This is a genomic window from Vagococcus elongatus (genome assembly GCF_003987645.1).
In the GTDB taxonomy this organism is placed as follows: domain Bacteria; phylum Bacillota; class Bacilli; order Lactobacillales; family Vagococcaceae; genus Vagococcus_A; species Vagococcus_A elongatus.
This window is the reverse complement of record NZ_NGKA01000003.1, coordinates 18944-45681: the sequence shown is the minus strand read 5'-3', so window position 1 is coordinate 45681 and position 26738 is coordinate 18944. Positions and strand designations below refer to the sequence as shown.

General features: G+C 40.3%; 24 protein-coding genes, 1 pseudogene, 1 riboswitch and 1 other annotated feature. Of the genes and pseudogenes, 4 read left to right on the top strand and 21 right to left on the bottom strand.

From position 1 onward, the window contains the following. Nucleotides 1–13: 13 nt before the first annotated feature. From CBF29_RS03030 to CBF29_RS02975, 12 genes are all read right to left on the bottom strand, one after another. Nucleotides 14–2611 (bottom strand): HAD-IC family P-type ATPase, encoded by a 2598-nt coding sequence (locus tag CBF29_RS03030; RefSeq protein WP_126807180.1) that lies wholly within the window; start codon nt 2609–2611, stop codon nt 14–16. A gap of 137 nt (nt 2612–2748) precedes the next feature. Beyond that, complete coding sequence (locus CBF29_RS03025) at nt 2749–3363, bottom strand: cyclase family protein (protein ID WP_126807178.1); 615 nt, start codon at nt 3361–3363, stop codon at nt 2749–2751. Nucleotides 3364–3495: 132 nt separating this feature from the next. Further along, entirely contained in the window at nt 3496–4056 is a 561-nt protein-coding gene (locus tag CBF29_RS03020) for a DNA-3-methyladenine glycosylase I (RefSeq protein ID WP_126807176.1), read from the bottom strand. Next, nucleotides 4037–5104: a bifunctional transcriptional activator/DNA repair enzyme AdaA gene (locus CBF29_RS03015; RefSeq protein WP_126807174.1), complete on the bottom strand. Its 1068-nt coding sequence runs from the start codon at nt 5102–5104 to the stop codon at nt 4037–4039. The genes CBF29_RS03020 and CBF29_RS03015 overlap by 20 nt, the downstream gene beginning before the upstream one ends. Before the next feature lie 79 nt (nt 5105–5183). After that, entirely contained in the window at nt 5184–5732 is a 549-nt protein-coding gene (locus CBF29_RS03010; RefSeq protein WP_170169973.1) for a nucleotidyltransferase family protein, read from the bottom strand. A 252-nt stretch (nt 5733–5984) separates the two neighbouring features. After that, nucleotides 5985–6407 carry a beta propeller repeat protein gene (locus tag CBF29_RS03005; RefSeq protein WP_126807170.1) on the bottom strand — a complete coding sequence of 141 codons (423 nt, stop codon included), beginning with the start codon at nt 6405–6407 and terminating at the stop codon, nt 5985–5987. Continuing rightward, nucleotides 6331–6771 (bottom strand): hypothetical protein, encoded by a 441-nt coding sequence (locus CBF29_RS03000; protein ID WP_126807168.1) that lies wholly within the window; start codon nt 6769–6771, stop codon nt 6331–6333. The genes CBF29_RS03005 and CBF29_RS03000 overlap by 77 nt, the downstream gene beginning before the upstream one ends. Before the next feature lie 75 nt (nt 6772–6846). After that, nucleotides 6847–7110 (bottom strand): hypothetical protein, encoded by a 264-nt coding sequence (locus tag CBF29_RS13640; protein ID WP_148112406.1) that lies wholly within the window; start codon nt 7108–7110, stop codon nt 6847–6849. Nucleotides 7111–7721: 611 nt separating this feature from the next. Continuing rightward, nucleotides 7722–9020: a nucleobase:cation symporter-2 family protein gene (locus CBF29_RS02990; protein WP_425469882.1), complete on the bottom strand. Its 1299-nt coding sequence runs from the start codon at nt 9018–9020 to the stop codon at nt 7722–7724. 26 nt (nt 9021–9046) lie between these two features. Beyond that, nucleotides 9047–9628 (bottom strand): xanthine phosphoribosyltransferase, encoded by a 582-nt coding sequence (locus CBF29_RS02985; RefSeq protein ID WP_126807162.1) that lies wholly within the window; start codon nt 9626–9628, stop codon nt 9047–9049. A 90-nt stretch (nt 9629–9718) separates the two neighbouring features. Continuing rightward, nucleotides 9719–9816: riboswitch (purine riboswitch) on the bottom strand. A gap of 192 nt (nt 9817–10008) precedes the next feature. Then, nucleotides 10009–11229 carry a peptidase T gene (gene pepT, locus CBF29_RS02980; protein WP_126807422.1) on the bottom strand — a complete coding sequence of 407 codons (1221 nt, stop codon included), beginning with the start codon at nt 11227–11229 and terminating at the stop codon, nt 10009–10011. 89 nt (nt 11230–11318) lie between these two features. After that, entirely contained in the window at nt 11319–12983 is a 1665-nt protein-coding gene (locus tag CBF29_RS02975) for a peptide ABC transporter substrate-binding protein (RefSeq protein ID WP_126807160.1), read from the bottom strand. A 53-nt stretch (nt 12984–13036) separates the two neighbouring features. Then, nucleotides 13037–13290: a binding site (T-box leader), on the bottom strand. Nucleotides 13291–13520: 230 nt separating this feature from the next. On the opposite strand from CBF29_RS02975, the gene rlmD reads away from it, so the two are divergent. Next, nucleotides 13521–14897, top strand: coding sequence for a 23S rRNA (uracil(1939)-C(5))-methyltransferase RlmD (rlmD, locus tag CBF29_RS02970; RefSeq protein ID WP_126807158.1), 1377 nt, complete (start codon nt 13521–13523; stop codon nt 14895–14897). A gap of 151 nt (nt 14898–15048) precedes the next feature. Here the strand turns inward: rlmD and CBF29_RS02965 are convergent, their stop codons facing one another. Both CBF29_RS02965 and proS read right to left on the bottom strand, forming a co-directional pair. Continuing rightward, entirely contained in the window at nt 15049–15564 is a 516-nt protein-coding gene (locus CBF29_RS02965) for a DUF308 domain-containing protein (protein ID WP_170169972.1), read from the bottom strand. Nucleotides 15565–15806: 242 nt separating this feature from the next. Further along, complete coding sequence (proS, locus tag CBF29_RS02960) at nt 15807–17249, bottom strand: proline--tRNA ligase (RefSeq protein WP_126807153.1); 1443 nt, start codon at nt 17247–17249, stop codon at nt 15807–15809. Nucleotides 17250–17832: 583 nt separating this feature from the next. Here proS and CBF29_RS02955 point away from each other — a divergent pair. Together CBF29_RS02955 and CBF29_RS02950 are read left to right on the top strand one after the other, a co-directional pair. Beyond that, nucleotides 17833–18306 (top strand): helix-turn-helix domain-containing protein, encoded by a 474-nt coding sequence (locus tag CBF29_RS02955; protein ID WP_126807151.1) that lies wholly within the window; start codon nt 17833–17835, stop codon nt 18304–18306. Nucleotides 18307–18428: 122 nt separating this feature from the next. Beyond that, nucleotides 18429–18593, top strand: a pseudogene (locus tag CBF29_RS02950) (transposase); the annotation flags it as partial. Between the two features lie 150 nt (nt 18594–18743). Here the strand turns inward: CBF29_RS02950 and CBF29_RS02945 are convergent. The 7 genes from CBF29_RS02945 to dhaK form a co-directional block, all read right to left on the bottom strand. Continuing rightward, nucleotides 18744–20321 carry a peptide chain release factor 3 gene (locus CBF29_RS02945; protein WP_126807149.1) on the bottom strand — a complete coding sequence of 526 codons (1578 nt, stop codon included), beginning with the start codon at nt 20319–20321 and terminating at the stop codon, nt 18744–18746. A gap of 326 nt (nt 20322–20647) precedes the next feature. Further along, the gene (locus CBF29_RS02940; RefSeq protein WP_126807147.1) at nt 20648–20974 is read right to left on the bottom strand and encodes an ArsR/SmtB family transcription factor; all 327 of its coding nucleotides are present in this window, start codon (nt 20972–20974) and stop codon (nt 20648–20650) included. A 69-nt stretch (nt 20975–21043) separates the two neighbouring features. Continuing rightward, complete coding sequence (locus CBF29_RS02935; RefSeq protein WP_126807420.1) at nt 21044–22756, bottom strand: phospho-sugar mutase; 1713 nt, start codon at nt 22754–22756, stop codon at nt 21044–21046. A 128-nt stretch (nt 22757–22884) separates the two neighbouring features. Continuing rightward, nucleotides 22885–23886: a DhaKLM operon coactivator DhaQ gene (dhaQ, locus tag CBF29_RS02930; protein ID WP_126807145.1), complete on the bottom strand. Its 1002-nt coding sequence runs from the start codon at nt 23884–23886 to the stop codon at nt 22885–22887. 137 nt (nt 23887–24023) lie between these two features. Next, entirely contained in the window at nt 24024–24392 is a 369-nt protein-coding gene (dhaM, locus tag CBF29_RS02925; protein ID WP_126807143.1) for a dihydroxyacetone kinase phosphoryl donor subunit DhaM, read from the bottom strand. Between the two features lies 1 nt (nt 24393). Next, the gene (gene dhaL / locus CBF29_RS02920) at nt 24394–24972 is read right to left on the bottom strand and encodes a dihydroxyacetone kinase subunit DhaL (protein ID WP_126807141.1); all 579 of its coding nucleotides are present in this window, start codon (nt 24970–24972) and stop codon (nt 24394–24396) included. Nucleotides 24973–24992: 20 nt separating this feature from the next. Beyond that, entirely contained in the window at nt 24993–25979 is a 987-nt protein-coding gene (dhaK, locus tag CBF29_RS02915; protein WP_126807139.1) for a dihydroxyacetone kinase subunit DhaK, read from the bottom strand. Between the two features lie 161 nt (nt 25980–26140). Here dhaK and dhaS point away from each other — a divergent pair, with 161 nt between their 5' ends. Then, nucleotides 26141–26692, top strand: a complete 552-nt coding sequence (gene dhaS / locus CBF29_RS02910; protein ID WP_126807137.1) for a dihydroxyacetone kinase transcriptional activator DhaS — start codon at nt 26141–26143, stop codon at nt 26690–26692. Nucleotides 26693–26738 lie beyond the last annotated feature (46 nt).

Genomic DNA, 26738 nt, shown 5'->3' with positions numbered 1-26738 from the left:
ATTTCCGATTGTTTTAGTTATTACATTCTTTCTGGGCTATCAATGTTTTTTGTCGTGCAGCCCATCGCTTAGTAATCATCTTTTCTACTTCTACTATGACAAAAATCCCCAGGCCAATCAGCACTGCCGACACATGCTGCTCTAATGTAAGATGTGTTGTGCCGATAATCTCTTGAGCGGCAGGCAACATGAGAACCGTTCCTTGTAAAATCACAAGTCCCCCCAATGATACGAGCAAAGCCTTATTTCTAAATAGTCCCTTATTAATCGCAGGGTCTGTCAGCTCCCGACAATTGATCATGTAGAAAGCTTGGGCTAGTACGATACTTTGTAACAATATTGTCTGCTGGACTAAAGCTGTTTCTGCTTGTATCGACAATAAATAAGAGGGAATGGTAATCAACAACGAGACATAACCTATTCTAAATAAACTATAACCGGAAAGAATAGGCGCTTGGGGATCTCTCGGCTGACGCTTCATAATCGTTTTGTTGGCCGCCTCAAATCCGAGAGCATAGGACAAGGTGATGGTTGTTGCCATGTTCACCCACAAAATCTGAACAGGTGTCAGCGGTAGAGGACGGTTAGTCAGCAAGGCGAAAATGACGATTAAGCCTTGAGCCAAAGCTGTAGGAAGAAAGAATTTGATTGTCTTCTTCAAATTGTCATAAATACGTCGCCCTTCTTTGACTGCTGCAGCGATTGTCGCAAAATTATCATCTGCCAAGACCATATCAGCGGCCTGCTTGCTGACTTCACTGCCCTTGATTCCCATGGCAATGCCGATATCAGCTTTTTTCAAAGCAGGGGCATCATTGACACCGTCACCGGTCATGCCCACGATTTCTCCGTTTTTTTGCAATGCGCTGACAATACGCAATTTATGCTCTGGTGTCGTTCTGGCAAAAACATCCACTTCTTTCACTCGCTGCTGTAACTCCTGCTCATCCATCTGATCAAGGTCTTTTCCTTCTATTACGTTTGAGACATGGGCCAATCCAATTTGTTTGCCGATGGCTTGAGCGGTATCTTTATGGTCTCCCGTAATCATTTTGACGGATATCCCTGCTTGACGAGATTCTTTGACCGCCTGAACGGCCGACTCTTTTGGCGGATCCATGATTCCCGCCAAAGCAACTAGCTCCAAATCAGCAATAGCTTCATGAGACAAGGTTGCTTCTTGAGAAAAAGACTTCATAGCCAGACCTAACACTCGTTGTCCTTTTTTCGCCAAAGCCGCTCCCTCTTTATTCCAGAATTCCGCCTGCTCCGAGGAAACACTGCTTCTGGACAATAATACTTCCGGCGCACCTTTCACAAATAACACTCGCTCTCCTGTTGCCAGCTGATGAATGGTCGCCATATATTTATACTCTGAACTAAAAGGAATTTTATCGACAATCGGCAAATATGGAACATCATATTGTGCCGCAAATTTCAACAACGCCAACTCTGTGGGATTGCCGGACAACTCTTCAATCTTCTGCTCTGGACTTAGTTTCAATTCCTGACAATTGTTCATAATTGATAAAATACCGTCTTCCGAAACTTTATCCATATCGGAAAACTTCTTTGCTCCATGAAGTGTGATGACCTCCGTCACAGACATTTCATTTTTTGTCAGTGTCCCTGTTTTATCAGAACAGATGACCGTCATAGCTCCTAAGGTCTCAACCGCCGGCATACTTTTAACAATCGCTTGCTTTTCTGCCATCTCATTGACTCCCATAGATAAAATCATGGTCAGCACTGCCGGCAAACCCTCTGGGATAACCGCAACAATCAAAGCGATAACTGTGGACAGCAACATTCCCAAGTCCATGCCATAGCGAAAGGTCGTGAAAAATATCAAAAAGACTATCAGTCCCATCAAACCTTTAAATATTTGCTTATTCAGCTGATTGATTTTTAAAATCAAAGGAGTTGTCTGCTTTTCAACTGTTTGAAGCGCTTGATTGATTTGACCGATTTCAGTGGCATCCCCCGTTTCAACAACTATGCCTTTTCCTGTTCCTGACTTAACTAACGTGCCGGAAAAAGCCATATTGAGCCTATCTCCTAAGGGAGTCTCCTCATTAAATCTTGCCGGATTCTTTTCGACAGGCAGAGACTCTCCTGTTAATACCGACTCCTCAATTAGCAAGTCATGTACTTCAAACAAACGTAAATCTGCCGGTACAATATCTCCGGATTGTAAAACAACGATATCCCCTGGAACCAGCACCTCGCTGTCCATAGTTTGTCTCACCCCGTCAGATAACACAATAGATTCTTGCCCCATCATCTGTTTTAACCCATTCAATGACTCCTCAGCTTTTCTTTCCTGAAAATAACCGATCAGTCCGTTGATTAAAACGACTGCCAAAATGATAAACATTTCAACATAGCTCCCAGTGAGTCCCTTTAGGATAGCTGCAACAATCAAGATGATCATCAATAAATCAACAAAGTGCTTGCCTATTTTCCGCCAAAGCTTCTGCTCCTCTTTTTCAGCTAATGTATTCATCCCATGTTTCTTTAAACGCAAGGCTCTCTCATGCTCACTCAATCCTGACAAACTGCTGCCTAGCATTTCCAACACTCTATTCACTGTATACTTATACCATGTCATGTTTATCACTTCCTTTATCTCATTATTTTTATATTCAGACTAGAGTATAATAAACAAACCAATTTTATTTTTGCCAATTTTTTCATACAGACATGAAAAAACATGCAAACCAGCGGCTGCATGTTTTTCTGTTTTTTCTATGTTAAGCAGACCGCCCGGACAAAACTTGCTTCTGCTTCGATTTTAAGGGGCAATGCCATTACTTGAAAATTGTTGACTGCCAGTAATTTTTCCAAATTGGTTAAATTTTCCAACAACGGAATATCCGCTTGGAACAATCGTTGATGAATCTCAAACGGGTGATAATCGGGTGAAGGCATATCCATCCCCAGCATCTTGATTTCCTTTCTGACAAAAAAGTCCGCCAGCTCTTCACTTACCGTAGGGTGGTCTGTAAAATAATCTGACTGGTAATAAAAAGTATCATGTCCCGTGTAAAGCAACACGATAGCTTGTGGCTGAATCAGCTCTTCATAGGCAACTTGATAGTCAATGACCGCCTCTCCTCTAACATCCAGCAGCACCCCTTCTCCCATAAACTGCTCCAACGGAAAATCTGCCACAGTTCGCTCATCTTTAATCAAATGCATGGGGACATCGAGATGGGTGCCCGCATGTAAATTAGAAGACAAGAAAAAGGTACTGTATCCATCCCTTTCAACTGTCTGCTGTTCATATAAAATTAAAGGCTCATCCCCCGGATAAATGGGTGTCTCCCCATTTAATGGTTGTGAAATATCAATAATAGCCATTTTTCACCTCTTCATATTCAGTAAAACAGTTTGCTTTCCCGTCACAGTATGGGCACATAGCACTCACAGCGCCCAATCGGCACCAGTTGGATTTGACATCTTTCCCTGTATTTATCAAATTATGAGAAAAAATCAACAATGTCTAAACTCACAAGTGAGTAAATGATCATTGACCATTCCGATACTCTGCATATAAGCATAAATGATTGTAGGTCCAATAAATTTAAACCCGGCTTTCTTTAAGTCTTTAGTAATTCTCTCCGCCAGTTCCGTTGTGCTTGGCACCTCCGAGAGGCTATAAAAATTATTTACAACAGGCTGATGATTGACATAAGACCAAATAAACTGGTCAAAGGAACCATGGTCTTTTTGTATTTTTAGAAACATTTCCGCATTGTTCACTGCCGCCTGTATTTTTAGTTTGTTGCGAATAATTTTGGGATTAGATAATAATTCTGCAATCTTTTTTTCATCGTAACGGCTGACTTTTTCAATATCAAATTGGTCAAAAGCTTCTCTAAAAGCTTCCCGTTTATCCAAAATAGTTTTCCAACTCAGTCCCGCCTGCATGGATTCCAGTACCAGCATCTCAAATAAATAACCATCCTCGTGGGCAGGCCTTCCCCACTGCGTATCGTGGTATATTCTTTCGATCTCGCTTTGATTGGCCCAGTCACATCTTACCTTTTCCATCCAGTTCACCCTTTTCAAAATTTAACAGCCATTCTTTACGGTACGGTTTCCCGCCGTAACCGCCCAACTCTCCGCTTGACTTTACTACCCGATGACAAGGGATAATAATCGCCAGCTGATTGGCACCATTCGCATTCCCGATGGCCCGATACCCTGTGGGAATACCAACGGCCTGAGCTAAGTCTTTGTAACTTTTTGTTTCGCCATAAGGGATTGTTGTCAATGCCTGCCAAACCTTTTGTTGAAAGGGAGTGCCCGATAGAAACAGAGGTGTCTTAAACGTCCGTAGATTTCCAGTAAAATACTGTCCCATTTCTTCAGCAATCTGCTGGCTGATTTTTGTTTTACCGGGAAGAATCCGCACCTTCATCCGCTTTCTCAGCCGTTCTATTTCTCGCTCCAGTGCCCTTCTATCCGCAAATTCCAATAAATATAAAAAATCGTCATCTGCGACACTGACCATGGGACCTAAAGGCGTATTGAACCAATCGGCAAACAAAATACGTAAATCTTTGGCTTTGCTAGGCACATCTCCCATAATTTTAGTAAACGCATCATGAAATCCGCTTGAAGATTCGTACCCTGCCTCTAATTGATTATCAATCACCTTTTGCCCTTTTCTGATAGCTGAAAATGCCAGTCCCATACGTCTCGAACGGGCATATTGAACAAAAGTCATTCCGTAAAACTGTTTGAATTTCCTTCTTGCCGTGGCTGAATGCATCCCCAAAGCTTCAAAATCTTTTTCAGTCCACCGTTTTTCCGGCTCTTGCTCCACTGCTTCCACCATTACGCGGACCTCTTCGGGCATTTCTCCCGGAAAGGATAGAGGAAGACATTTTTTGCATGGACGGTACCCTGCAATCAATGCGGACTCCGCATCGTTGAAAAAATCACAATTCTCAAATTTCGGTTTTCGTGCAGAACAAGTGGCATGACAAAAGATGCCTGTAGTTTTGATTCCTATAAAAAAGATGCCATCATAAGTGCTATCCCGATTCAAAAAAGCCTGATAATACTCTTTTTGTTTTTTTTCACTGATCCCCATCGGAAAAATCTCCTTTGTCATTTTCTCTAGTATACCTTTCGATACTAAGCGCTGCCTACGAAAACTAAACAGGCAATTTTTATCGGTACTGTATTCTCTCCCAATATTTGTGCCACTGTTTCTTTTCTTGCCTTTGATAATACTTCTTCATTCTTTGTGGAGATTTCAGAAAATAAGGCGTCGGCCGCACCACAAAATTTAAAATATCTTCGATGCCATGGGGTGCAAGCAATTTAAACTCATCCTGAGTTTTATAGATACCTACAGCAGTGCATGTCTCCGGAAATTTCCCCAATGCATCAACTACGCCACCATAAGGCTCTGAAGCATCGTTAGACAAATGCATGTGCGCTTGATTTTTCACTTCCCAATCAAATTGAGGATGATTTTTTTTCAAAAATTCTTCAATCACCGCAGTTTCGTTTTGGGTAGCAGACGGGTCGAAAAATGCAATATCTACATCTCCTGCATAATTGCTTGTTTTCCCTGATAAGGTATCCCAAACATGAGTGCGAATCGTTCCTGCACAAAGGCAGACTTGTGGCAAGTCCAGTGTTTCAATAATTTCCAGTAGCGTCAGAATATCCCGGTCGGCTATTATCAGTGATATAAATGCCTCTCTGTCCAATGTCATCATCTCCAGTTTCGTTACTATCATTCTATCAAAGAGTCAAGCCAGAAACAGCCGAACACGGTTATAAATTTTAATATAGGGAATGAGGAAATACCGATTATTAAGTATATGGTCATTGCTTGGCTTTAACGAGTTTGACACAGAAATGACATTTTTCTATTATTCTTTATTTGTAATATTTTCATTCCTTATTGTTGGATTAAACTTGATGAGGAATTTATTCTCAATGTCAGAAGGACTGATAACCTAATTCTTTAATTTCCAACTTGCTCCTTTATCCAATGATTCAAACAGAATACCTGTATCCTCTTCAGAGTTTGTCATAACTTTAATAGTTAAACTTTTATTATCATATTCCGGCATACTAAGATATTGATAATCTTCTATTGATAAGCCATACTTTTCTCCTTCTGCTGGTAATTTATCGACTGCTTCCATAGGCAGTTGTATTTCTGTAAAGCTTTCACCGCCGTCTCTAGTGAGCCAAATTTTAGATTTATTGCCAGAAGCTCCCGAAATACCAATATATCCATAGCTTGAATCAAAAAATTCGATACCGATTGCTACGCCCCCTGTTCCTGAAAAAGGATTGTCATTTTTGATTGTCCAAGTTTCCCCCCCCGTCTCTAGTTTGATTGAGTTGGTAATATCTTGTACCAAGTGCCGCATCAACTACCTCAAGTTGCCAGCCAAAATTATGGTTATCTTTTAAGAAAAAATTTACAGTGCCATTGCTAATATCTGTCGTCCATCTCTCTGCTAATTTCGCTTCGTTTTCTTGTACTTTGACTCTTTGCTCATTGGTCGTTTCCTGAGAGATAAACTCGGGTTCCATAATATATCTCACAGGCGTTATTTCATTTTTTGCTGGAATATGTACCGAAACTTCAAATCCAGTCACTGAACCTCCATATAAAAGGGTAATAGGTTCATTATTAATGCCCTCTTTATAAATAGATACTAAACCTTCAGGTGTATCAAAGTTTCTTTTACCATAATATAAAATCTCATACGTTGCAGCTCCAAACTGCATAGACCAATTTTCTATTCTTTTTTGGAAATCGGCTTTTTTAAAATCTTCCCCATTGGTTCAAGAACTTTATCTTCATCAATCAGAATTCGTCTCATAATCTAACCAAACCTCCATTTGATTTTTGTTTTTAGAGACATCATAACTAATAAGGAAAGTCTTTTTTTGTTCTTTCTCATCTCTTCCATACAAAAAAGAATTAATTTTTTTAATCTTACCATTTTCGTCCATTTGAATAGAAAAATCATCTACTATATATAATTTATCAGGTAAATCTAAACTTTTATCTAAATCTTTTATAATCCCATTGAGACCCTCTTTAAAAAAATAAGGGTCTGTCATCGGAACCTCTTTTTTACGAAAGAATGCTTCTAGTTTCCACGATAAAGCCCCATTATAAGGAATAGCAGAAATAACAATTTTTCCTCCCAAAAAAAAAGTGGTCAAAATAAAGCTAATTATCATTACATAAAAGAAACGAGGACTTCCACGCTTTTGCTCTCCTTTGTTAAAAAATTTAATCTTTAAATAAACATAAACTAACCCCCCCCACAACAAGAATAGTAAATAAAGAAATGAGGATAAATAAATGACTAGAGAGACCTCCGAACTGACACAATTCAGATAACCGATACATAAAAAAGAAATAGACACTTAAAATGAACACTAGTAAAACTTTATTAATTTTTTTATTCTTAAAGTGGACTTATCCTCTTTCATTTTGATTCATCCCTCCCAATAAAATGAAAATTTTTGGATATTCTAATGCTAGTATAGTAAAAATAAAATGAACTTTAATAAGATAGAATAAAATTTATTTAAAAATTATTAATTCATGATAGTATTTAACAAGAAAGTGACAAACGCTATCTCAATCTTAAATGCCATACTTCCCTATTAGCCAAAAAAACGTCATCTAAAGACGACGTTTCCCTAATTTTTATTTATGTGCTCTATGCTGTTTCTTCACCTGCAGATAAGCCATTCAAGCTGACATTTAAAACAATAGCTATCAAACTGCTCATAACGATGCCATTTCCTGCAAACATACTGATAGTTTCTGGCATCTTTTGAAATAATTCCGGCATAATGGCAAAACCTAAGCCAAATCCGATAGATACTGCTACGATCAACAAATTCTTATCATTGTTAAAATCAACTTTTGCTAACATACGCATCCCTTGGACAGCAACCATGCCAAACATTACCAGCATGCCTCCCCCTAGAACTGGCTCGGGAATCATCTGAGCCATTGCCCCGATTTTTGGCAATAATCCTAAAGTGATTAAAAATGCTGCCGAGAAAAATACCGGCTTACGAGTTTTGATACCTGACAACTGCACCAATCCCACATTTTGAGAAAAACCGGTGTAGGGGAAAGTATTGAATATACCGCCAAGAATGACCGCTAACCCTTCAGCACGATACCCTCGTTTCAGTTCTTCTTCTCCAATATGTTTTCCTGTAATGTCTCCTAAAGCAAAATAGACCCCTGTGGATTCCACCATGCTTACAATAGAAATAATCACCATCAAAATAATGGAGGAAATATCGAAAATCGGTTTGCCGAAATAAAATGGCTGAGGGATATGTACCCACTGTGCCTCATGAATAATGTCAAAGGAGACCATCCCCATTGCCACGGCTAGAAGTGTCCCTCCTACCAGACCAACTAAAACGGAAATCGACTGAACGAATCCTTTGCCTAAAATTTGTGTCAACAAAATCAAAATGATAGTGAAAAAGGCGAGACCTAAATTCTCCAGACTGCCAAACTCTTTACTCGCCGCCGAACCGCCGCCCATTTTTTCGATTGCCACAGGAATCAACGTCAATCCGATGGTTGTGATTACAGTACCGGTCACTAGCGGAGGAAATAATTTTTTCACTTTTGAAAACATTCCGGCGATTAGCACGATAACTACACCAGCTGCGATTATCGAACCATACATCGCGCCGATACCTTTGTTGCTGCCAATCATAATAAGTGGCGCAACTGCTTGAATCGCACACCCTAAAACCACTGGCAACCCAATACCAAAATATTTAGTCACCACTAATTGTAAAAGCGTGGCAACTCCGCACATAAATATATCAATAGAAATCAAATAAGTCATTTGTTCCGAAGTGAAATTCAGCGCCTGCCCGATTAATAATGGTACTGCTACGGCTCCGGCATACATGGCTAATAAATGTTGGAGCCCTAGAACAGCTGCTTGAGCTGTTGTGACGTCATTGGTTGTTTTTTCCACGGCTGGAGTTTTATTTTCTGTCATGATTAGGCATCTCCTTCCAGAAAACTGATCGCCCCATCACCTAACGAGGCAATCCGTGCCAAGGAGACAACATTGGTGCCCATATCTTCAATCAACTGCCGTCCTTCTTGGAATGATTTTTCTATTACGATGCCCACAGCTTCCACAGTCGCCCCAGCTTGAGAGCAAAGTTCTATCAGCCCTTTAGCCGCCTGACCGTTAGCCAAAAAGTCGTCAATGATCAGCACGTGATCTTCTTTAGATAAAAACTTGCTGGAAATAGAAATTTGATTCGTTTCTTGCTTAGTAAAAGAGTAGACAGAAGACGTCAATAATTCCTCTTTCATAGTCAAACTCTTGGATTTCCTTGCGATAATCAAAGGAACACCTAATTTTTCCGCTGCAAAAACTGCCGGAGCGATGCCAGATGTTTCCAGTGTGACAATTTTAGAAACTTTTGCCTCAGCAAAATGAGAAGCAAAACGATAACCAACCTGTTTTATTAATAAAGGATCGACTTGATGAGTCAAAAAGCTGTCAACTTTTAGAACATCTTCACCTAGTATTCGACCATCCTTTTCTATTCTGTTCACTAATTCTTTCATGTATTTCTCCCTTTCCTCTTTTCGTTCTATTCTCCAATTCAAATAACGGTCAAAAATAAAAAAAGCCCTTTTTCAAAGCAAAAAAGGGAGTATCAGCTCTTTTTCACTTATAGTCCAGCATTTACGGTGCCGGGTAGAGACAGTCAACCTTATTTTGACCATATACAAGTTGTAAAATCGGATACTTCTATTATCTCTTAATTTTATAAAATAGCAACAAGTGAAAAACGGTTACATAAAAAAAGTTTCTCTTACACAAAAAAATTGTTTGGTATCTCCGATTAATGATGTCTCTTTAGACACATTAGCCAATATTTATATACGAGCAAAAACAGCAGCACCTGACATTGAGTCAGAGACTGCTGTTTTTAGCACATTGTTTAACCGTTTTCACTGTGTTCACAAATGATTTCGATAATCGTATCTCTAGCAGCTTCCATGGACTGCAAAGAAATAAATTCAAATTGGCCGTGAAAATTCTCTCCGCCAGTGAAGAGATTGGGCGTAGGAATGCCCATAAATGATATTTTAGAGCCATCCGTCCCACCTCTGAAAGGTTCAATGATAGGTTCGATTCCCAGATTATTCATGGCTTTTTTTGCCAATGTCACTGGGTAAGGATTTTTTTCAATAATTTCGCCCATATTATAGTACTGATCTGAAAATTCCAGTCTGAGTCTAGGCCGATCAAAACGCTGATTAAAACTTGAAACCAGCTTTTCAATCACTTCTTTGCGCTCCTGAAATTTACTTCTATCATGATCGCGGATAATATAAACTAAGGTGGCTGAGTCGACCGAGCCAGAAATATGTGCCAACATATAAAAGCCTTCGTAACCTTCTGTTTTCTCAGGCACTTCTTCGCTAGGCAAGGAACGATCAAACTCTGTTGCCAAACGTCCCGCATGGACCATGCTGTCTTTGGCGGTGCCGGGATGGACACTGATTCCTTCAATCGTGATGGTAGCTTGGGAAGCATTAAAGGTTGCGTATTCAAAGCGCCCCACCGTTCCGCTGTCCACAGTGTAAGCATAGGCTGCACGGAAATGGGGGGCATCAAACAAATCTGCACCCCGTCCGATTTCCTCATCAGGCCCGAAAGCCAAACGAATTTCGCCGTGAGGGACTTCTGGGTGTGACAAAAAATATTCCATGGCTGCCAAAATTTCCACAATTCCGGCTTTATCATCCGCCCCCAGCAAGGTAGTGCCGTCAGTGGTAATCAAGGTCTGCCCTTTATAATTTTTTAACTGAGGAAAATCTGACACAGTTAAAGAAAGTCCTTCTGCCTCATTCAATAAAATATCTCTACCATCATAATTCTCATGTACTTGAGGAGAAATATTTTCTGCCCGGTAATCTGCCGTATCAATATGAGCAATGAAACCTATCGTTGGGATACTTTTCGAAAGATTAGAAGGCAAGGTTGCCACAACAAACCCATTTTTTTCCAAGTACTCTACTTCAGACAGACCCAACTGCTTTAAATCTTCAGCTAGCATTTTTGCGAAAGCAACTTGACTTGCGGTGGAGGGCACAGTCTGACTCTTTGCATCTGAACGGGTATTTATTTTTACATAACGAATAAATCGCTCCAGCATTGATTCTGCCACTTTATCGTCTCCTTTTTAAAAAAACACTGCCGAATTGTTCGCAGAAAATCCGGCAGTGATTACTCTGATTCCCTGATTTATTCTTCCAGATAGGCATCCCCTAAGTAGAAGTAGCATCCGTATGATGGGTAGCCGATTTCTTTAATTTTTGGATTGATCAAATAGTTAGAAGCACTTTGGTACAATGGTACTTGTGCCGCATCTTCTTCTAGCAAAATTTTCTCAGCTTTTTTGTAATCTTCAAACATTTTCGTCACATCATTTGCATTAACTGTTTTTGCCGCTTTTGTTAGTTCATCATAACTTTGATTAGAATATCCTGCATAATTATAAGCGGAGTCTGTCACATATAAATTGAAGTAAATATCCAAATTATTATCTCCCGCAAGCCAACCTGAAATCGACAATTCATAGTCTTTTTCACGTCGAGACTGATTGACATTGGTCTTTGGCTGCTGGTGGATTTCGATGCTTAATCCTTCAAGATTTTCTTGCAGCTGGTTTTGCACGTATTCAGAAACTTTACGTCCACTGTCATCATCCGAGACTAGTAAAGATAAAGTGATTTCTTTCCCAAGCTCTTTTTGTGCTTCTGTCCATTCTTTTTGTGCTTTTTTCACATCATGCAACGCATATTCTCCGCTATAGGAACGAAATTCTTCCTTAGTTTCCGGATGAGTGAACAAATCATGGGGAATCAAACCGTTTAATGGTTTAGCACCATCGTTCAAAACATTTTGAGCCAATCCTTCCTTATCAATAGCAAGGCTGATAGCTTTACGCAGATGGACATTCGCTAGAGGCGTGCCTTCTTTTTGGTTAAAATCAATAAAATTATTGGCAATATCCGAATGACTGACAAAGCCCGGGTCATCTTGCAACTCTGCCACGTACTGGCCGCTGATTTTCGTTAAATCAATGTCTCCTGTCTGATACAAGTTGATGCCAGTATTTTCTTCTTTCATCGTCTGCCCTTTGACTTCAGACAACTTGACTTCATCTGCTCTATAATACTCCGGATTTTTTTTCAACGTCCACGTATCTCCGCCTTGTTCCCATTCTGTCAAAATAAATGGCCCGTTGAATAAGGCATGCTCGCTGTCGATACCAAAATCTTTGTCCTGTTCTTCAACATAACTTTGATTTTGAGGCGCCAGCCAAACAATCGACAATAAAGTTAAAAACGATGCTTGGGGCTGTTCCAACACTACCTTGAATTGATCAGGTTCTGGGGCGGACACGCCTAAGTCATCTACCGGCTGCTTTTCTGTCCGAATAGCTAAACTATTAGCGACATTGTCAAGCAAGTAGGCATTAGGCGCACCAGTGTCCGGATCAACTAATTTTTTCCACGCATAGACAAAATCATCGGCTGTGATTTGTTCCCCATTGCTCCATTTGGCATCCTCTCTCAAGGTAAACACATATTCTTTGCCGTCATCGCTGATAGCAACATCCTTGGCAATTGCCGGTACCGGCTGACTATTGTGATCCAAACGATACAAGCCTTCATAAATTTGATGGAGTACCGTGAACGTGTTTTTATCTGTTGCCTGTATTGTATCAATGGTGACGATCTCTGTAGGTACCCCGATCTCGATGACCTGTTCAGCAGTATCCGTCCCCTGTGTCTTTCCCTGTTCCTTTGTTGTATCTGTCGGCTGTGTACCTGAACCGCCACAAGCAGCCAGTAACCATGTGGTGCTAGCTAAAATAATTCCTGTTAAAAATTTTTTCTTCATTATTTATCCCTCCTTGTAATATAAAAAAAACGCCCTTTACCCGATTTTAACGGATAAAGGACGTGAATAACTCTTCTCGTGGTACCACCTTTTTTGGCGATTAATCATCGCCCACTTGTCAGACACAGCAATGGTGCTTATGTCCTAGTGCTGTAACAGGCACTCCTGTATTTTTCTTATTGCAGCAACTCGAAAAATAAATACTAAAAGGCCATTTTCCATCTCTTTGATTTTACCTCTTTTCAGCACCTGAGGCTCTCTGTTAAAATCTTTTAGAGTAATGTACTTACCTTCTCACGGTATTCTCATAGATATCTTATTCAACGCTCATTATATAAACTTAATCTCCGATTGTCAACCTTTCAAATGATTTTTCTGAAATAATTTTCAGTTTCAGTGTGATTTCTCAGTAATCTCAGTATGATTTCTCAACGATGTCAGAAATCCTTCAAAACACACGAATCATACACCTTTGATTTTCTTTTGATTTTCTCTGTGTTAAAATCGTGAATAAGAACAAAACAAAGGAAGAAAAAGATGAAACCACAACATTCGTTAAAAATAAAACAAAAAGTCACCCTGCCGATTAAAAGACTGGGCATCAATGGGGAGGGCATCGGTTATTATAAAAAAACGGTGGTATTTGTACCGGGAGCCTTGCCCGCAGAAACAGTGACTGCTGAAATCACGAACACAGCAAGAAATTTTGTCGAAGCAAAATTACTCAAAGTTAATAAAAAATCATCCGAACGAGTTATTCCGCCATGTCCTATTTACGAAGAGTGCGGCGGCTGCCAACTTCAGCACCTTTCTTATGCTGGACAGCTTGCTTTTAAAGTGGATATAGTCAAGCAGGCCTTAGCCAAATATAAGCCTCAAGGCTATCAAAAGTTTAAGCTTTTACCTGCCAAGGGCATGACATCTCCTTGGAACTACCGCAACAAACTTCAGTTTCAGTTAGGAGAAAAAGATGGGCGGGTCATTGCTGGTTTGTACCAGCCCAACTCTCACCATTTAGTCGAAATAACTGATTGTCTCGTGCAGCAGCCGGCTACGATGAAGGTTCTCAAAGTCGCAGTTGATTTACTCAATAAATATCAGGTGCCGATTTACGATGAACGAAGGAACAGCGGCATCGCAAAAACGTTGATGGTCCGCACAGGTATAAACACTGGGGAGACTCAGCTGGTCTTTATCACTCACAGTAAAAAATTACCGAATAAAAAACAGTTGATGACTGAGCTGCGTGAACAGTGTCCCGAGCTTGTCTCCATCATGCAAAATGTCCAGCCAACTAAAAGTTCGGTGATAATGGGCGAAGAAACCATGCGCCTTTGGGGAAAAGAAAGTTTGACTGACACACTGGGAGAAATTCACTTTGACTTGTCAGCCAGAGCCTTTTTCCAGTTGAATCCGGAGCAGACAGCCGTTCTGTATGAAGAAGCCAGAAAAGCATTAGAGCCCAAACCAGAAGACCGAATCATCGATGCCTATTGCGGTGTAGGGACCATTGGCTTAAGCCTTGCCAAAAAAGTCAAAGAAGTCCGCGGTATGGATACAATCCCTGCAGCGATTGAGGATGCTAAAAAAAACGCCTTGCGTTTAGGGGTAGCCAACACGCTGTACGAAGAAGGGACGGCAGAAACTCTGATTCCGGCGTGGCTGAAAAGCGGTTTTAAACCTGATGCTATTGTTGTTGCCCCTCCTCGCACTGGGTTGGATGATAAGCTGATAACCACGTTACTTAACTTCCCCAGCCAAAAGTTAGTCTATATTTCCTGTAACCCCTCTACCTTGGCGCGAGATTTAGTAAAATTGACACAAAAATATCAAGTCGTTTATCTGCAGTCTGTGGACATGTTTCCCCAAACTGCCCGGGCAGAAGTCGTTGCAAAATTAGTGCTGAAATCATGATTTCATATAGTGACAGGAGTCTAATTCAACCATAAACTTTCATGAAAAAAATGATTGAAAGAAAATAACACTTGACCAAAAAAAGACCTCTCAAATGTTAGAGTTTCAGCCTAACATTTGAGAGGTCAATGTATTCTGTCATGTTTTTTATTTAGCGATAGGTAACATAGTTCCACAATTCAGCGATTCCCATAACAATCAAAATCACCCCGAATATTCGAAAGGCTACCAGCACCGCTCCAAAAGGATTGAACAGCAGAATAATTCCCAGCGCTACCATTATACCGATATAAATATAAGAACGTTTTTCTGCCATGTGAAATTGATTCAAGTACACCCATTTGTTGATGCCGCTCACGATGATAAAAATCCCCAGTAATATGGGCAGCAAGCCTATCAAAGTCCTCATAAACAACACGGCTGCACCGGCAATAATCAAATACAGCACACCGCCCATCAGGGACATCCGCGAATACAGAACTTCTTCCTTATACTTTAAGCCGCGAACGATACTAATCAATCCCATCACCAAAAAATAGCCGGCAATCACTTTGATAAAAATATTCATCGTGGCTCCGGGCCTCATGACTATGATGATGCCAAAAAGCAGATAAAAAAGCCCTTGAAGTAAAACATATTTTTTTAAAGATGCTAACAAATTTTTCATCTTGTCATCCCGTCTCATATTTTTATCTTCATTATAACCGAAATATGGTAAAAAAACAGGAAGTTTGTTTGGTTATTTTTTGAAGAAGGTATGAACAAACACTGATTAGAACGAAACAGGGTTGTTCAGACGACAGTTTTATTATAACAGCTGATCAGCGATTTTTTTACACAAAAAAGCCAAACTCCGGCAAACAAGAATTCTGCCAGAGTTCAGCTATTTAACTATTTAAAAATGCAATTTTAATAAGCTCTTGCCCAATAGACCATGTATTTAGCAGGCTCTCCGTTCCAAATATCTTTCAAACCTGTCAAATCTAGTGTCTGATCTTCAAAACGAATCACACGAGGAGTGGCTCCTGTTTCTTCCTTGATTGCTTCCTCAACGCTCTCATCGCCAGCCCAAGGAGCAATAACAAATCCGCCTTCTTTGATATACTTGATAAATTCTTCCATGGTTTCCGCATGATGGGTCTTTTCATCTTGACGTTTTTTAGCTGCCTGAAACATGTTGTGATGGATATCATCTACCAGACGCTGAATGTTATCACTCAATGTTTCGTCTAAAGGAAATGTCACCTTCTCCAAAGTATCCCGGCGCGCCACAGTAACTTGCTGATTTTCTATATCCCGCGGGCCGATTTCTATTCTGACTGGAATTCCTCTCATCTCAGATTCATTAAATTTCCAACCTGGTTTTTTATCACTGTCATCAATTTTTACTCTAAAGTTTTCTTTCAGGCTGGTCATCAATTCATAGGCTTTATCCAGCACACCTTCTTTATGCTGGGCAATCGGGATAATCATAATTTGTGTCGGCGCGATTCTTGGCGGCATTACTAAGCCGCGGTCGTCTCCATGAACCATGATCATGCCACCGATAGAACGAGTAGTAATCCCCCAAGAAGTTTGTTGAACAAACTGTTCTTTGCCTTCTTTATCCAGATAGGAAATACCGTACGCCTTGGAAAAATTATCTCCCAAATGATGAGACGTGGCAATCTGCAAGGCTTTGCCGTCATACATCAGTGTTTCATTTGTGTACGTCTCTACCGCTCCAGCAAATTTTTCGCTCTGAGTCTTATTTCCCTGAACCACTGGAATCGCCAGATAATCTTCACACACTTCACGGTAAACTTCTAAAATACGGCGTGCTTCTTTGTCGGCATCCTCAAAGGTTTCGTGGCAAGTATGACCTTCCTGCCAAAAGAACTCTGTGGTTCTCAAAAATGGACGCGTTGTTTTTTCCCAACGCACCACATTCGCCCACTGATTATACAGCTTTGGCAAATCACGATAGGAATGAATGATATCTTTGAAATGTTCCGCAAATAAAACTTCTGAAGTCGGCCTAATCGCCAAACGTTCCGCAAGTTCGCTTTCACCTCCGTGAGTCACCCAAGCGACTTCAGGAGCAAATCCTTCCACATGCTCTGCTTCCTTCAACAATAAATGTTCTGGAATTAATAAAGGCATCATCACATTTTCATGATTTAATTCTTTCAAGCGTGTGTCGATGACCTGTTTGATATTTTCCCACAGAGCTGTACCGGTAGGACGCACGACCATGCTCCCTTTCACACTGGAATAAGAAGCTAACTCAGCTTTTAACACGATATCTGTGTACCACTGGGCAAAATCATCATCTCTTTTCGTTATTTCTTTAACAAATTCTTGTTTTGACATTCTTCAATCTCCTTTTTATAAAAAAATAAAAACACACTTTGTACAAGGACCAAAATTGGCGGTACCACCTTGTTTCAAAGTATGTTGACTTTACGACTTAAAATGATGATAAAGGTATCAGACCTGTTCAATTATTCGGCAGGTTCAAGGGCTCTCGGATGAAATCTCTCAGCAGTGATTTCTTTTCTGTAATCTTAAAGTTGCCTTTACTAATCCGTTGAATGATCGCCAGCAAAATATCTGCTAGTTCGTTCAAACTATATCATCTAAAAAAAAAGAAGTCAAACAGATTTCCTGAAAATCAAAGTGAATCATAAAAAACATTAGAATAAAAATGGCGGGGTAAGTTGATAACCTTCATGAAGTTTTAATCGTAAAAAAACTATAACTTTTCAGTATTTAGATTGTCTTGCCTTATCATTCTAGAGTTTATATGATAATATTTATTTTCCGGCACTGTAATGGAAAAATATAAAAAGCAAGGGAGGCTGTCCCCTGTTTTATCAGTAGGCAAGCCATGCTTTCTTGAAAAATAGAACTGTTTTTTCTATGATAAAATCACATCAGCGAAAGGAAACGAAAAATGGAATTTGGAGAACAAATAAAAGAAATTCGCAAAGAGCATCAATTGACACAAGAACAATTCGCCAATAAATTAAATGTCACTCGGCAAGCTGTTTCAAATTGGGAGAACAACAGAAATCTCCCTGATTTAGAAATGCTGATAATGATTGCTAATTTTTTTCACCTTTCACTTGATGAATTAACTTTAGGAGGAACCCAAGTGAACGATATGACAAAGAAACTTATTAAGGATGGAAGTGAGACAAGACGGGCAAAACTCAATCTCATATCTACCCTCATAGGAACTTTTTTGCTGCTTCTCGGTTTTTCATTTATATTCATCAAAGCAAATTCTGTTGAATATATCGATGCCTCTGGAATCCTGCATGAGAATTTTTATTTACTTCCCATTGGATTTGTCTTTTTATTTGCAGGTATCATTGTTTTTCTAGTAACGGGCATCCGATATTTGGTGGCTATTTTAAAAAAATAAGCAAAAAGATGCTGGCCAGAAAATCAGTTGTATAATTTTAGGTGTGGATAAAGAAAGACATTCACACCTATTTTTCTATAAAAAAAGATAACCTTGAAGAGAATTGAAAATACCTTCAAGCATTTTTTTCTAACGGACCTCTTGAGGGACTTATCACTAACATCAAAGCAATTAAACATACTGCTTATGGCTATCATGGCTTTTGGCTTTTCACACACCGCATTCATATCAGTTTTAAACTTAGGGACCAAAAAGACAACCCCACCTGTTTAAGCGAAGTTGCCTAAGTTTGTTACTTAAATCCGATTAAATTCTAGACTTACACATCATTTGAGGAACAACTTTAAAAAGGACTTCCTACAAACCAACGTATCTATCTTTTTACGATTGATATTTCTTACTAATTACCCCTTGTAAGCACCCCTACATCACCCTTTTTACAACAAACTTTTCAGCTCCACATCCGGATATTTATCTGCAAACCATCTCATGGCAAACTGGTTTTCAAACAGGAACAACGGCTGGTCAAAACGGTCTTTCACTAAAATATTCCGACTGGAACTCATTTTCTCATCTAAGTCTTCCGGATCAATCCAACGAGCTGTTTTATTGCCCATCGCCGTCATAATGACTTCTGTGTGGTACTCATTCAACATCCGATGCTGGAACACTTCAAACTGCAGCTGACCGACTGCACCAATGATATAATCACCCGTATGGAACGTACGGTAAAGCTGAATAGCTCCCTCCTGCACCAGTTGAGCCATCCCTTTATGGAATGATTTTTGTTTCAAGACATTTTTTGCGGTCACTTTCATAAATAACTCTGGAGTAAACTGAGGCAACTCCTGATAAGCAATGTTCAACTTGCCGGTATAAATCGTATCGCCGATTTGATAATTTCCTGTATCATACAATCCGATGATATCCCCTGCCACAGCATTTTCCACATTCTCACGTGTATCCGCCATAAACTGAGTCACATTAGCCAACTTGATTTTCTTGCCTGTCCGCTGCAAAATAATATCCATGCCTCGAGTGAATTCTCCTGAACAAATACGAACAAAAGCAATTCTGTCACGGTGTGCAGGATTCATATTGGCCTGAATTTTAAAAACAAATCCGGAAAAATCTTCCTCATAGGGACTGACTTTTTGTCCTTCTTGAGTTTCATGGTCTGAAGGTTTTGGTGCAAATGTCAAAAATGTCTCCAAAAATGTCTGCACCCCAAAGTTTGTCAATGCCGAACCAAAAAAGACCGGTGTCATTTTTCCAGCTGCTACCATCTCTTCATCAAACTGATTGCCGGCTTCTTTGACTAATTCCACTTCCTCTAAAACTTGACCGTAAATACTGTCCTGTGCCAGAGCGTGGTCCCCTTCAATTTCTCCCGCTTCGTTTAACGAAACAAAACGTTCCCCATCATATTTTTCCGGATGATACAGCTCGATACGATGATGGAAAATATCATAAATCCCTTCCAAACCTTTCCCCATACCGATTGGCCAGTTCATGGGATAAGAATCTATTTCCAAAACCTCTTCCAATTCTTCCAACAAGTCCAAAGGTTCCCGCCCATCACGGTCCAGCTTATTCATAAAAGTAAAAATCGGAATTCCCCGCATCCGACACACTTGAAACAGTTTTTTTGTTTGGGCTTCAATACCTTTTGCTGTATCAATGACCATCACCGCCGCATCCACGGCCATTAAGGTCCGATAAGTATCCTCAGAAAAATCTTCATGTCCTGGGGTATCCAGTATATTGACTCGTTTGCCTTCGTAATCAAACTGCATTACGGAACTTGTGACAGAAATACCTCTTTGCTTCTCGATTTCCATCCAATCAGATTTAGCAAATTGACCGGACTTTTTCCCTTTGACTGTCCCCGCATTGCGAATCGCCCCGCCAAAAAGCAACAGCTTTTCAGTAATCGTCGTTTTCCCTGCGTCAGGGTGAGAAATAATCGCAAATGTACGTCTAATATCTACATCTTCCTTTAATTTTGTTTTCATTTATGTCTCCTTTATCTTCATGCCAATATTATCATCACAACTAATATTTAAACTATCTCCGTGCTCATGAGGAACAGATCGATAAAAGTAAGGGACCAATGACTATTTAAACAATTGGTCAGGTTCACTGACTTAATCAGTCCTTTATCACAACTCATCTTCCCCCTCATAGCCTATGAAAGTAAAAAATTCACCTTAGCTAGTATATCACGAAGAAGAACTGGAGGAAAGATTTCCAGAGAACAAAAAACGGCAAAAAACACGGCGAACATGAAAAATTCACCGTGTTTTTAATCTTGAGAAACAATTAGAGGCAGATATGAATTTTAGTCTAATTGTTGTCTGCTATGTTCAACGTGCTTGAATGTTTGGGCTAAAATCTCCATTACGTGATGATCATCTAGAAAATAATAAACTGTTTTCCCTTCTTTGCGGGAAGCAACCAAATGATTGGTTCGCAAAACTTTTAACTGGTGAGAAACTGCTGATTGTTCTAAACCAATTTTCTCGCTAATAGTACTCACATTTAATTCCGATTCAGTCAGAGCTGTTAAAATTTTCAAACGTGTCGGGTCACCCAACGCTTTATACAGTTTGCTGACAGCGTCAATCAATTGTGGTGTGGGGTGCAGCTCTATAGTGTCCTCAGACATTTTCTCACATCCTTCTGCTTTTTTGGTTGATTATTCATAGATATCATCATCTGTACGAGTAAAAGAAAGCTATTTCTGCAATTCCTCAATAGTTTCTTTGATCTTTTCGATTTTTTCAGCCACATCTTCATGGGTAGAGCCTTTAGCTGCAATGTAAAATTTGATTTTAGGCTCCGTACCGGAAGGACGGATAGCTACCCAGCTGCCGTCAGCTAAATAGTATTTCAAAACATCGGAGCTAGGCTGATCGATAGTTTCTGATTTACCGTCAAGAGTGGTCCGAGTACCGGTCAGATAATCTTCTGTTACTGTTACTTTGATACCGCCAAACCCTTCCATGCCCAGTTTACGCGTATTTTCCATCAAAGTCTTGATTTTTTCCAGTCCTTCGATTCCCGGCATCGTGACTGAAATAGTTTCTTCATCATAATAACCATAAGTTTTATACAGAGAAATCAAGCCATCATACAATGATAAACCCTTTTCTTTGTAGTATGCTGCCACTTCAGCAAGCAAAATCAACGCTTGAATCGCGTCTTTATCTCTAGCAAACGGTTTGACTAAATACCCATAGCTTTCCTCAAAACCAAATAAAAAGGTTTGGGACTGTTCCACAGTATATTCTTCGATTTTTTCAGCAATAAACTTGAAGCCAGTCAACACATCTACTAATTTAATACCGTAGGACTCACAAACCGCCCTGGCCATCTCAGTAGAAACAATCGACTTCAATACTACGCCATTTTCCGGCAAAATCCCTTGATCCTTTTTAGCATTCAGCAAATAATCAATCATCAGCACACCTAGCTGATTGCCTGATAAAATTTTATATTCCCCGTTAGCTAACTGAACAGCCGCTCCTAAACGGTCTGCATCAGGGTCAGTCGCCATCAGCACATCGGCTTCGATTTTTTCGGATAACTTGATGGCATACTCAAAGGCTGAATATTCCTCTGGATTTGGTGAAACCACCGTAGAAAAATCCGGATCAGGTTCTGCCTGTTCAGGGACGATGGAAAACTCTTCAAATCCGGCTTGCTTCAAAGCTTTTTCAGCCAACATTTTTCCCGTACCATGTAGAGGCGTATACACTAATTTTAAATTTTTCCCTGCTCTCTTGATTAATTCAGGGTCAATTGTGACGCTTTTCATTTCAGACAAATATCGTGCATCGATTGCTTCCCCAATCATTTCGATCAACTCATGATTTTCTTCCGCATGAGGCACTGTGAGCGGATTATCAATTTTTCTGATATAAGAAATGACTGTATTTGCATCTGCTGGAGGCATCTGTCCTCCATCTTCACCATAAACTTTATAACCGTTATATTCTTTAGGATTATGACTGGCAGTAATCATGATACCAGCAATACCGTTTAATTCTCTCACCGCAAAAGACAACTCCGGCGTCGGACGCAGGCTTTCAAAAACATACGCTTTGATGCCATAATGAGCTAAGACTCTTGCTGATTCCATGGCGAACTCAGGAGATTTATGACGAGAATCATATGCGATGACCACGCCTCTTTTTTTTGCTTCTTCTCCTTTATCTACAATCAATTGTGCTAACCCAGCAGTCGCCTGACGAATCGTGTAAATATTCATTCGATTGATGCCAGCACCGATGATGCCGCGCATTCCCGCGGTCCCAAATTCCAAAGGCGCATAGAAAGCATCTTTTACTTTAGCCTCATCACTTGCCATTTCGTCCAATTCCAATGTTAACTCCGGCAGTAAATCAGGAAACTCCAACCATAACTTATAAGTCTCTCCCCAGTCCATTTCCTCAACTCCAGTCATTTTTTTCTGGTTCTACCCTTCTATTATATCATGAACACCACCGTAAAAAAATCCGATTGTCTAAGGAAATAGAGACTTCTTGAATTAATTATCAATCGGTCTCGACTTGATTACTGCTGCCATGCAAAGGCTTCAGTAGGAGCGCTCAAATAGTCCAGCCACTTCTTTTCTTTTAACTCTAAAAACGTCAAAGATACACCAGCCATATTGGTAGATGTCATAAAGTTACCTGCTTTTTGAAAAACCACTTTGATACTTGCCAATGTTAACAACCGCTGAATATCGTTGGCAAATATAAATTGTTCCATCAGTGTCGTACTGCCCAAGCCATTGATCAATATAGCAAAATCCTTACCTTCAGGTATCTCATATTGTACCAGTAATTTATTGACTAATTCGTTAGCCAAGTATTCTGAAGAGTAAAAAGTCTCTGTCCTGTAACCTGCTTCTCCGTGAATACCTATGCCAAAAGAAATTTCCCCATCGCCTAATTCGAATAACTGGCGCTCGTCAGCAATCATATTACCGGGGTTCAGTGCAACCCCTAGGGTATTCATGGATTCCACCACTCGTTGACCTAGATGGACCAATTCTTGTAAAGTTGCCCCTTCTTCTGCTGCTGCCCCAAGTATTTTATGGACCAAGACTGTTCCAGCCACACCACGGCGGCGCTTCTTGAAACTTCCTTCTTCAATCGAACAGTCATCATTAACGAGCACATGTTCCACCGCAATGCCCAACGCGTGAGCTGCTGCCTTAGCTTCCAAAAATACGCTCACGTCCGCTTCAAAGTTTTTAATAATCAGTAAGACCCCTGCTTCTTGCCCCACCGATTGGATAGCCTGCAAAATTTCATCTGCTGAAGGAGGCACAAATATCGGGCCGCTGACGCTAGCCGACAGCATCCCCTTGCCCACATAACCAAAATGAGCAGGTTCATGACCGCTCCCGCCACCGCTGATCAAGGCGACTTTATTTTTCGACTCAGCGATATTTTTTCGCTTAATGATTCCTGTCTTAGGCACTCTTTGCAGAGTTTCCTGATGAATAAATGCCACACCATTAAGCGTTTGACTAATCATGTCTTTTTTTCGATTAATAATTTGCGACAACTCTTTTCCCTCCCTTCTTTCAGCTTAGAAGCTCCTTTGCTTATCTCGGCTTTAGACGATTTTAAATGTAAAAATAGCTAAGAGCAAGCAATCAGACACTCCCCCTTAGCTAAGACTACCAGCATAATAGAGAAAATCTACTTCACCTTTAAGGGTTTCAGCTGCTGGTCGATTGCGTCCAACTCAACGCCAGCCTGCGCTAATGCTGCAGCTGTGTAGCAACTCTCAATCATGGCTGTATCGTAGAGTTTGACTTCTTTTTCAGTCATCTCCATTGCCATTTCTAAATTCATTTTTGCACTGCCTAAGTCATAAAAAGCAAGGATTGTTTCCGCTGGATTTTCCTCGAAGGCTTTCATGATTTTTTCAAAGCTTGTCCCCACGCCCCCGTCATCTGTTCCTCCTGCGGTAGTAATCGGAACATCAGCGGCAACTTCTTTTACCAGTCGTTTCAGTCCTGCAGCAATCTCCGCAACATGAGAGACAATCACAATACCTATTGCCATCTTATTTCACCCCGGCTTCCAACATCGTCTCAAATAAATAGGCACTGGAAACTGCTCCTGGATCGATATGACCGATAGAACGCTCACCTAGATAAGATGCCCGGCCTTTTGTCGCTTTCAAGTCCTTTGTTGCCTCAGCAAATGTCTTTATTTTTTCCGCAGTCAATTCACCGTTTTTCAACGCTTCAATAACTGGAACCCATATATCGATCATTGTTTTTTCACCTGAGACAGCTTTTCCTCTTTTTTGAATATCTGCTAATCCGCTTGATAAAATTTCTACTAAATCATCTGTGGTCATGGATGTTTTAGTCATTCCCATAAAAGCAGAACCGTACAAAGGACCGGAAGCTCCCCCTACTTTGCTGATAAGAGTCATGGCCGTTAATTTAAAAATATCTGTGACTGTTTCAGGTTTTTTATCTTCAAGAGCTTTCATGACTTCTGTGACCCCACGAGCCATATTCGTCCCATGGTCGCCATCTCCAATCGCCGTATCCAAATCACTCAAATAGTCTTTATTTTCTATGATTTTTTCCGCAAATAATTCCAGCCACTTCAAAACATTGTCTTTGTTCATTCCCATCTTCCCCTCTCAAATTACCAAGCAATGGTTGTCACCGGATGGTTTAATTGTGCCAGCCAGTCATCTTCCAGCCGAATCATCGTTAGCGACAAGCCTGCCATATCAATAGCAGTCATCAGATCCCCAACTTTTTTAAATTCAATGACTAACCCATCTGCTTCAAGCAAAGCTTTAACATCGTTCATAAAAATAAATTGCTCCATCAAAGGGGTACTTCCTAAGCCATTAACCAACACACCAAATTTTTCCCCTTGTTCCCAAGCAAATTCTTTTTTTAATTTTGCCACAATTTCCTGTGCCAACGCTTTAGAGGGCTGAAGTTTTTCTTTTTTGTAGCCCGGTTCTCCGTGAATTCCCACACCAAACTCCAGCTCGTCATCTTCCAGAACAAAGCCGGGACGACCCACCGCAGGAACAGTGGCACCAAAAAGTGCGACCCCTAAAGTTTTAATGTTTGGCACCAATTTATCTGCCAGTTCTTTGACTTCTGCTAAAGATTTCCCTTGATCAGCAGCCGCTCCTAAAATTTTATGGACCAAAACCGTGCCCGCAACCCCTCGGCGACCTGCCGTATACGTGCTGTCCTCAACAGCAATATCGTCATCAACAATTACCTGCTCAACGCTGATCCCTTCCATCTCAGCCAAGTCCTTCGCCATCTCAAAGTTCATTACATCCCCAGAGTAATTTTTAATGACTAGAAAAACTCCTGCACCTTGGTCCGCAGCCTTGATCCCTTCCAATACTTGGTCTGGTGTAGGAGAAGTAAAGACCTCACCGCAAACTGCTGCTCCCAGCATGCCTTTCCCCACAAAACCAGCGTGGGAGGGTTCATGCCCGCTTCCGCCTCCGCTGACAATGCCGACTTTTCCCTGCTCCTTATTTTTTTTAGCAACCACAGTTGTTCCCGGAACCCGTTCGATTAGTTGATCATAGGCATAGGTCAATCCTTCCAACATTTCATTGACGACGTCCTCAGGCTGATTAATGATTTTTTTCATGATGCTTCTTCCCCTCATGTTTATTTTTACTCTTTCATTGTATAACGAAAAGGCTTTCTTGGTAACGGACAAACTTGATTATGTGTCCGCTTTCTTAAATTATTTGTCAAGACCACAAGAAATTGTTATTCTTAAATAGATAAAGCAAGGGAAGTGAAAAAATGAACAGAGAAGGCTCGTTGATTACAAAAAAAATCATCGCTTATGCGTTTAAAAATTCCCTAAAAGAAAAAGAATATCATAAGATTTCCATTAAAGAAATCATGGCTGATGCAGGATACCGTCGCCAAACTTTTTACGACTACTTTGTTGATAAAGAACAGCTGGTGTTATGGATTTGTGAACAGGAAATCACAGAAAATATCCAACATTTTATCGGTTACGAACACTGGACGGATATCCTTGGACGGCTCCTACTCTATTTTAATAAAAATAAACTTTTCTATAAAAAAATACTTATCTCGGGCAATCAGCAACTCCTTGATTTAACTCTACTCCCTCAAATCGAAGATTTAATGTTGCGGATTATGACCGAAAAAAATACTTCTGCTGATAGAAAAAAATCTATCACAGAAGCAGAACGATTTGAGATTAGCAGGTTTTATGCTTTTGCAGCCACAGGGATTATCAAAGACTGGGTGTTGAATGATTGTCAGGCACCGCTAGAGGAAATAAAGGAATATCTGATCCGCATGGCTGATAAACTGAGTTAAAATGTTTTTCGTTACAGATTTCCTAGTTTCCGCTTATAGTTGCCAG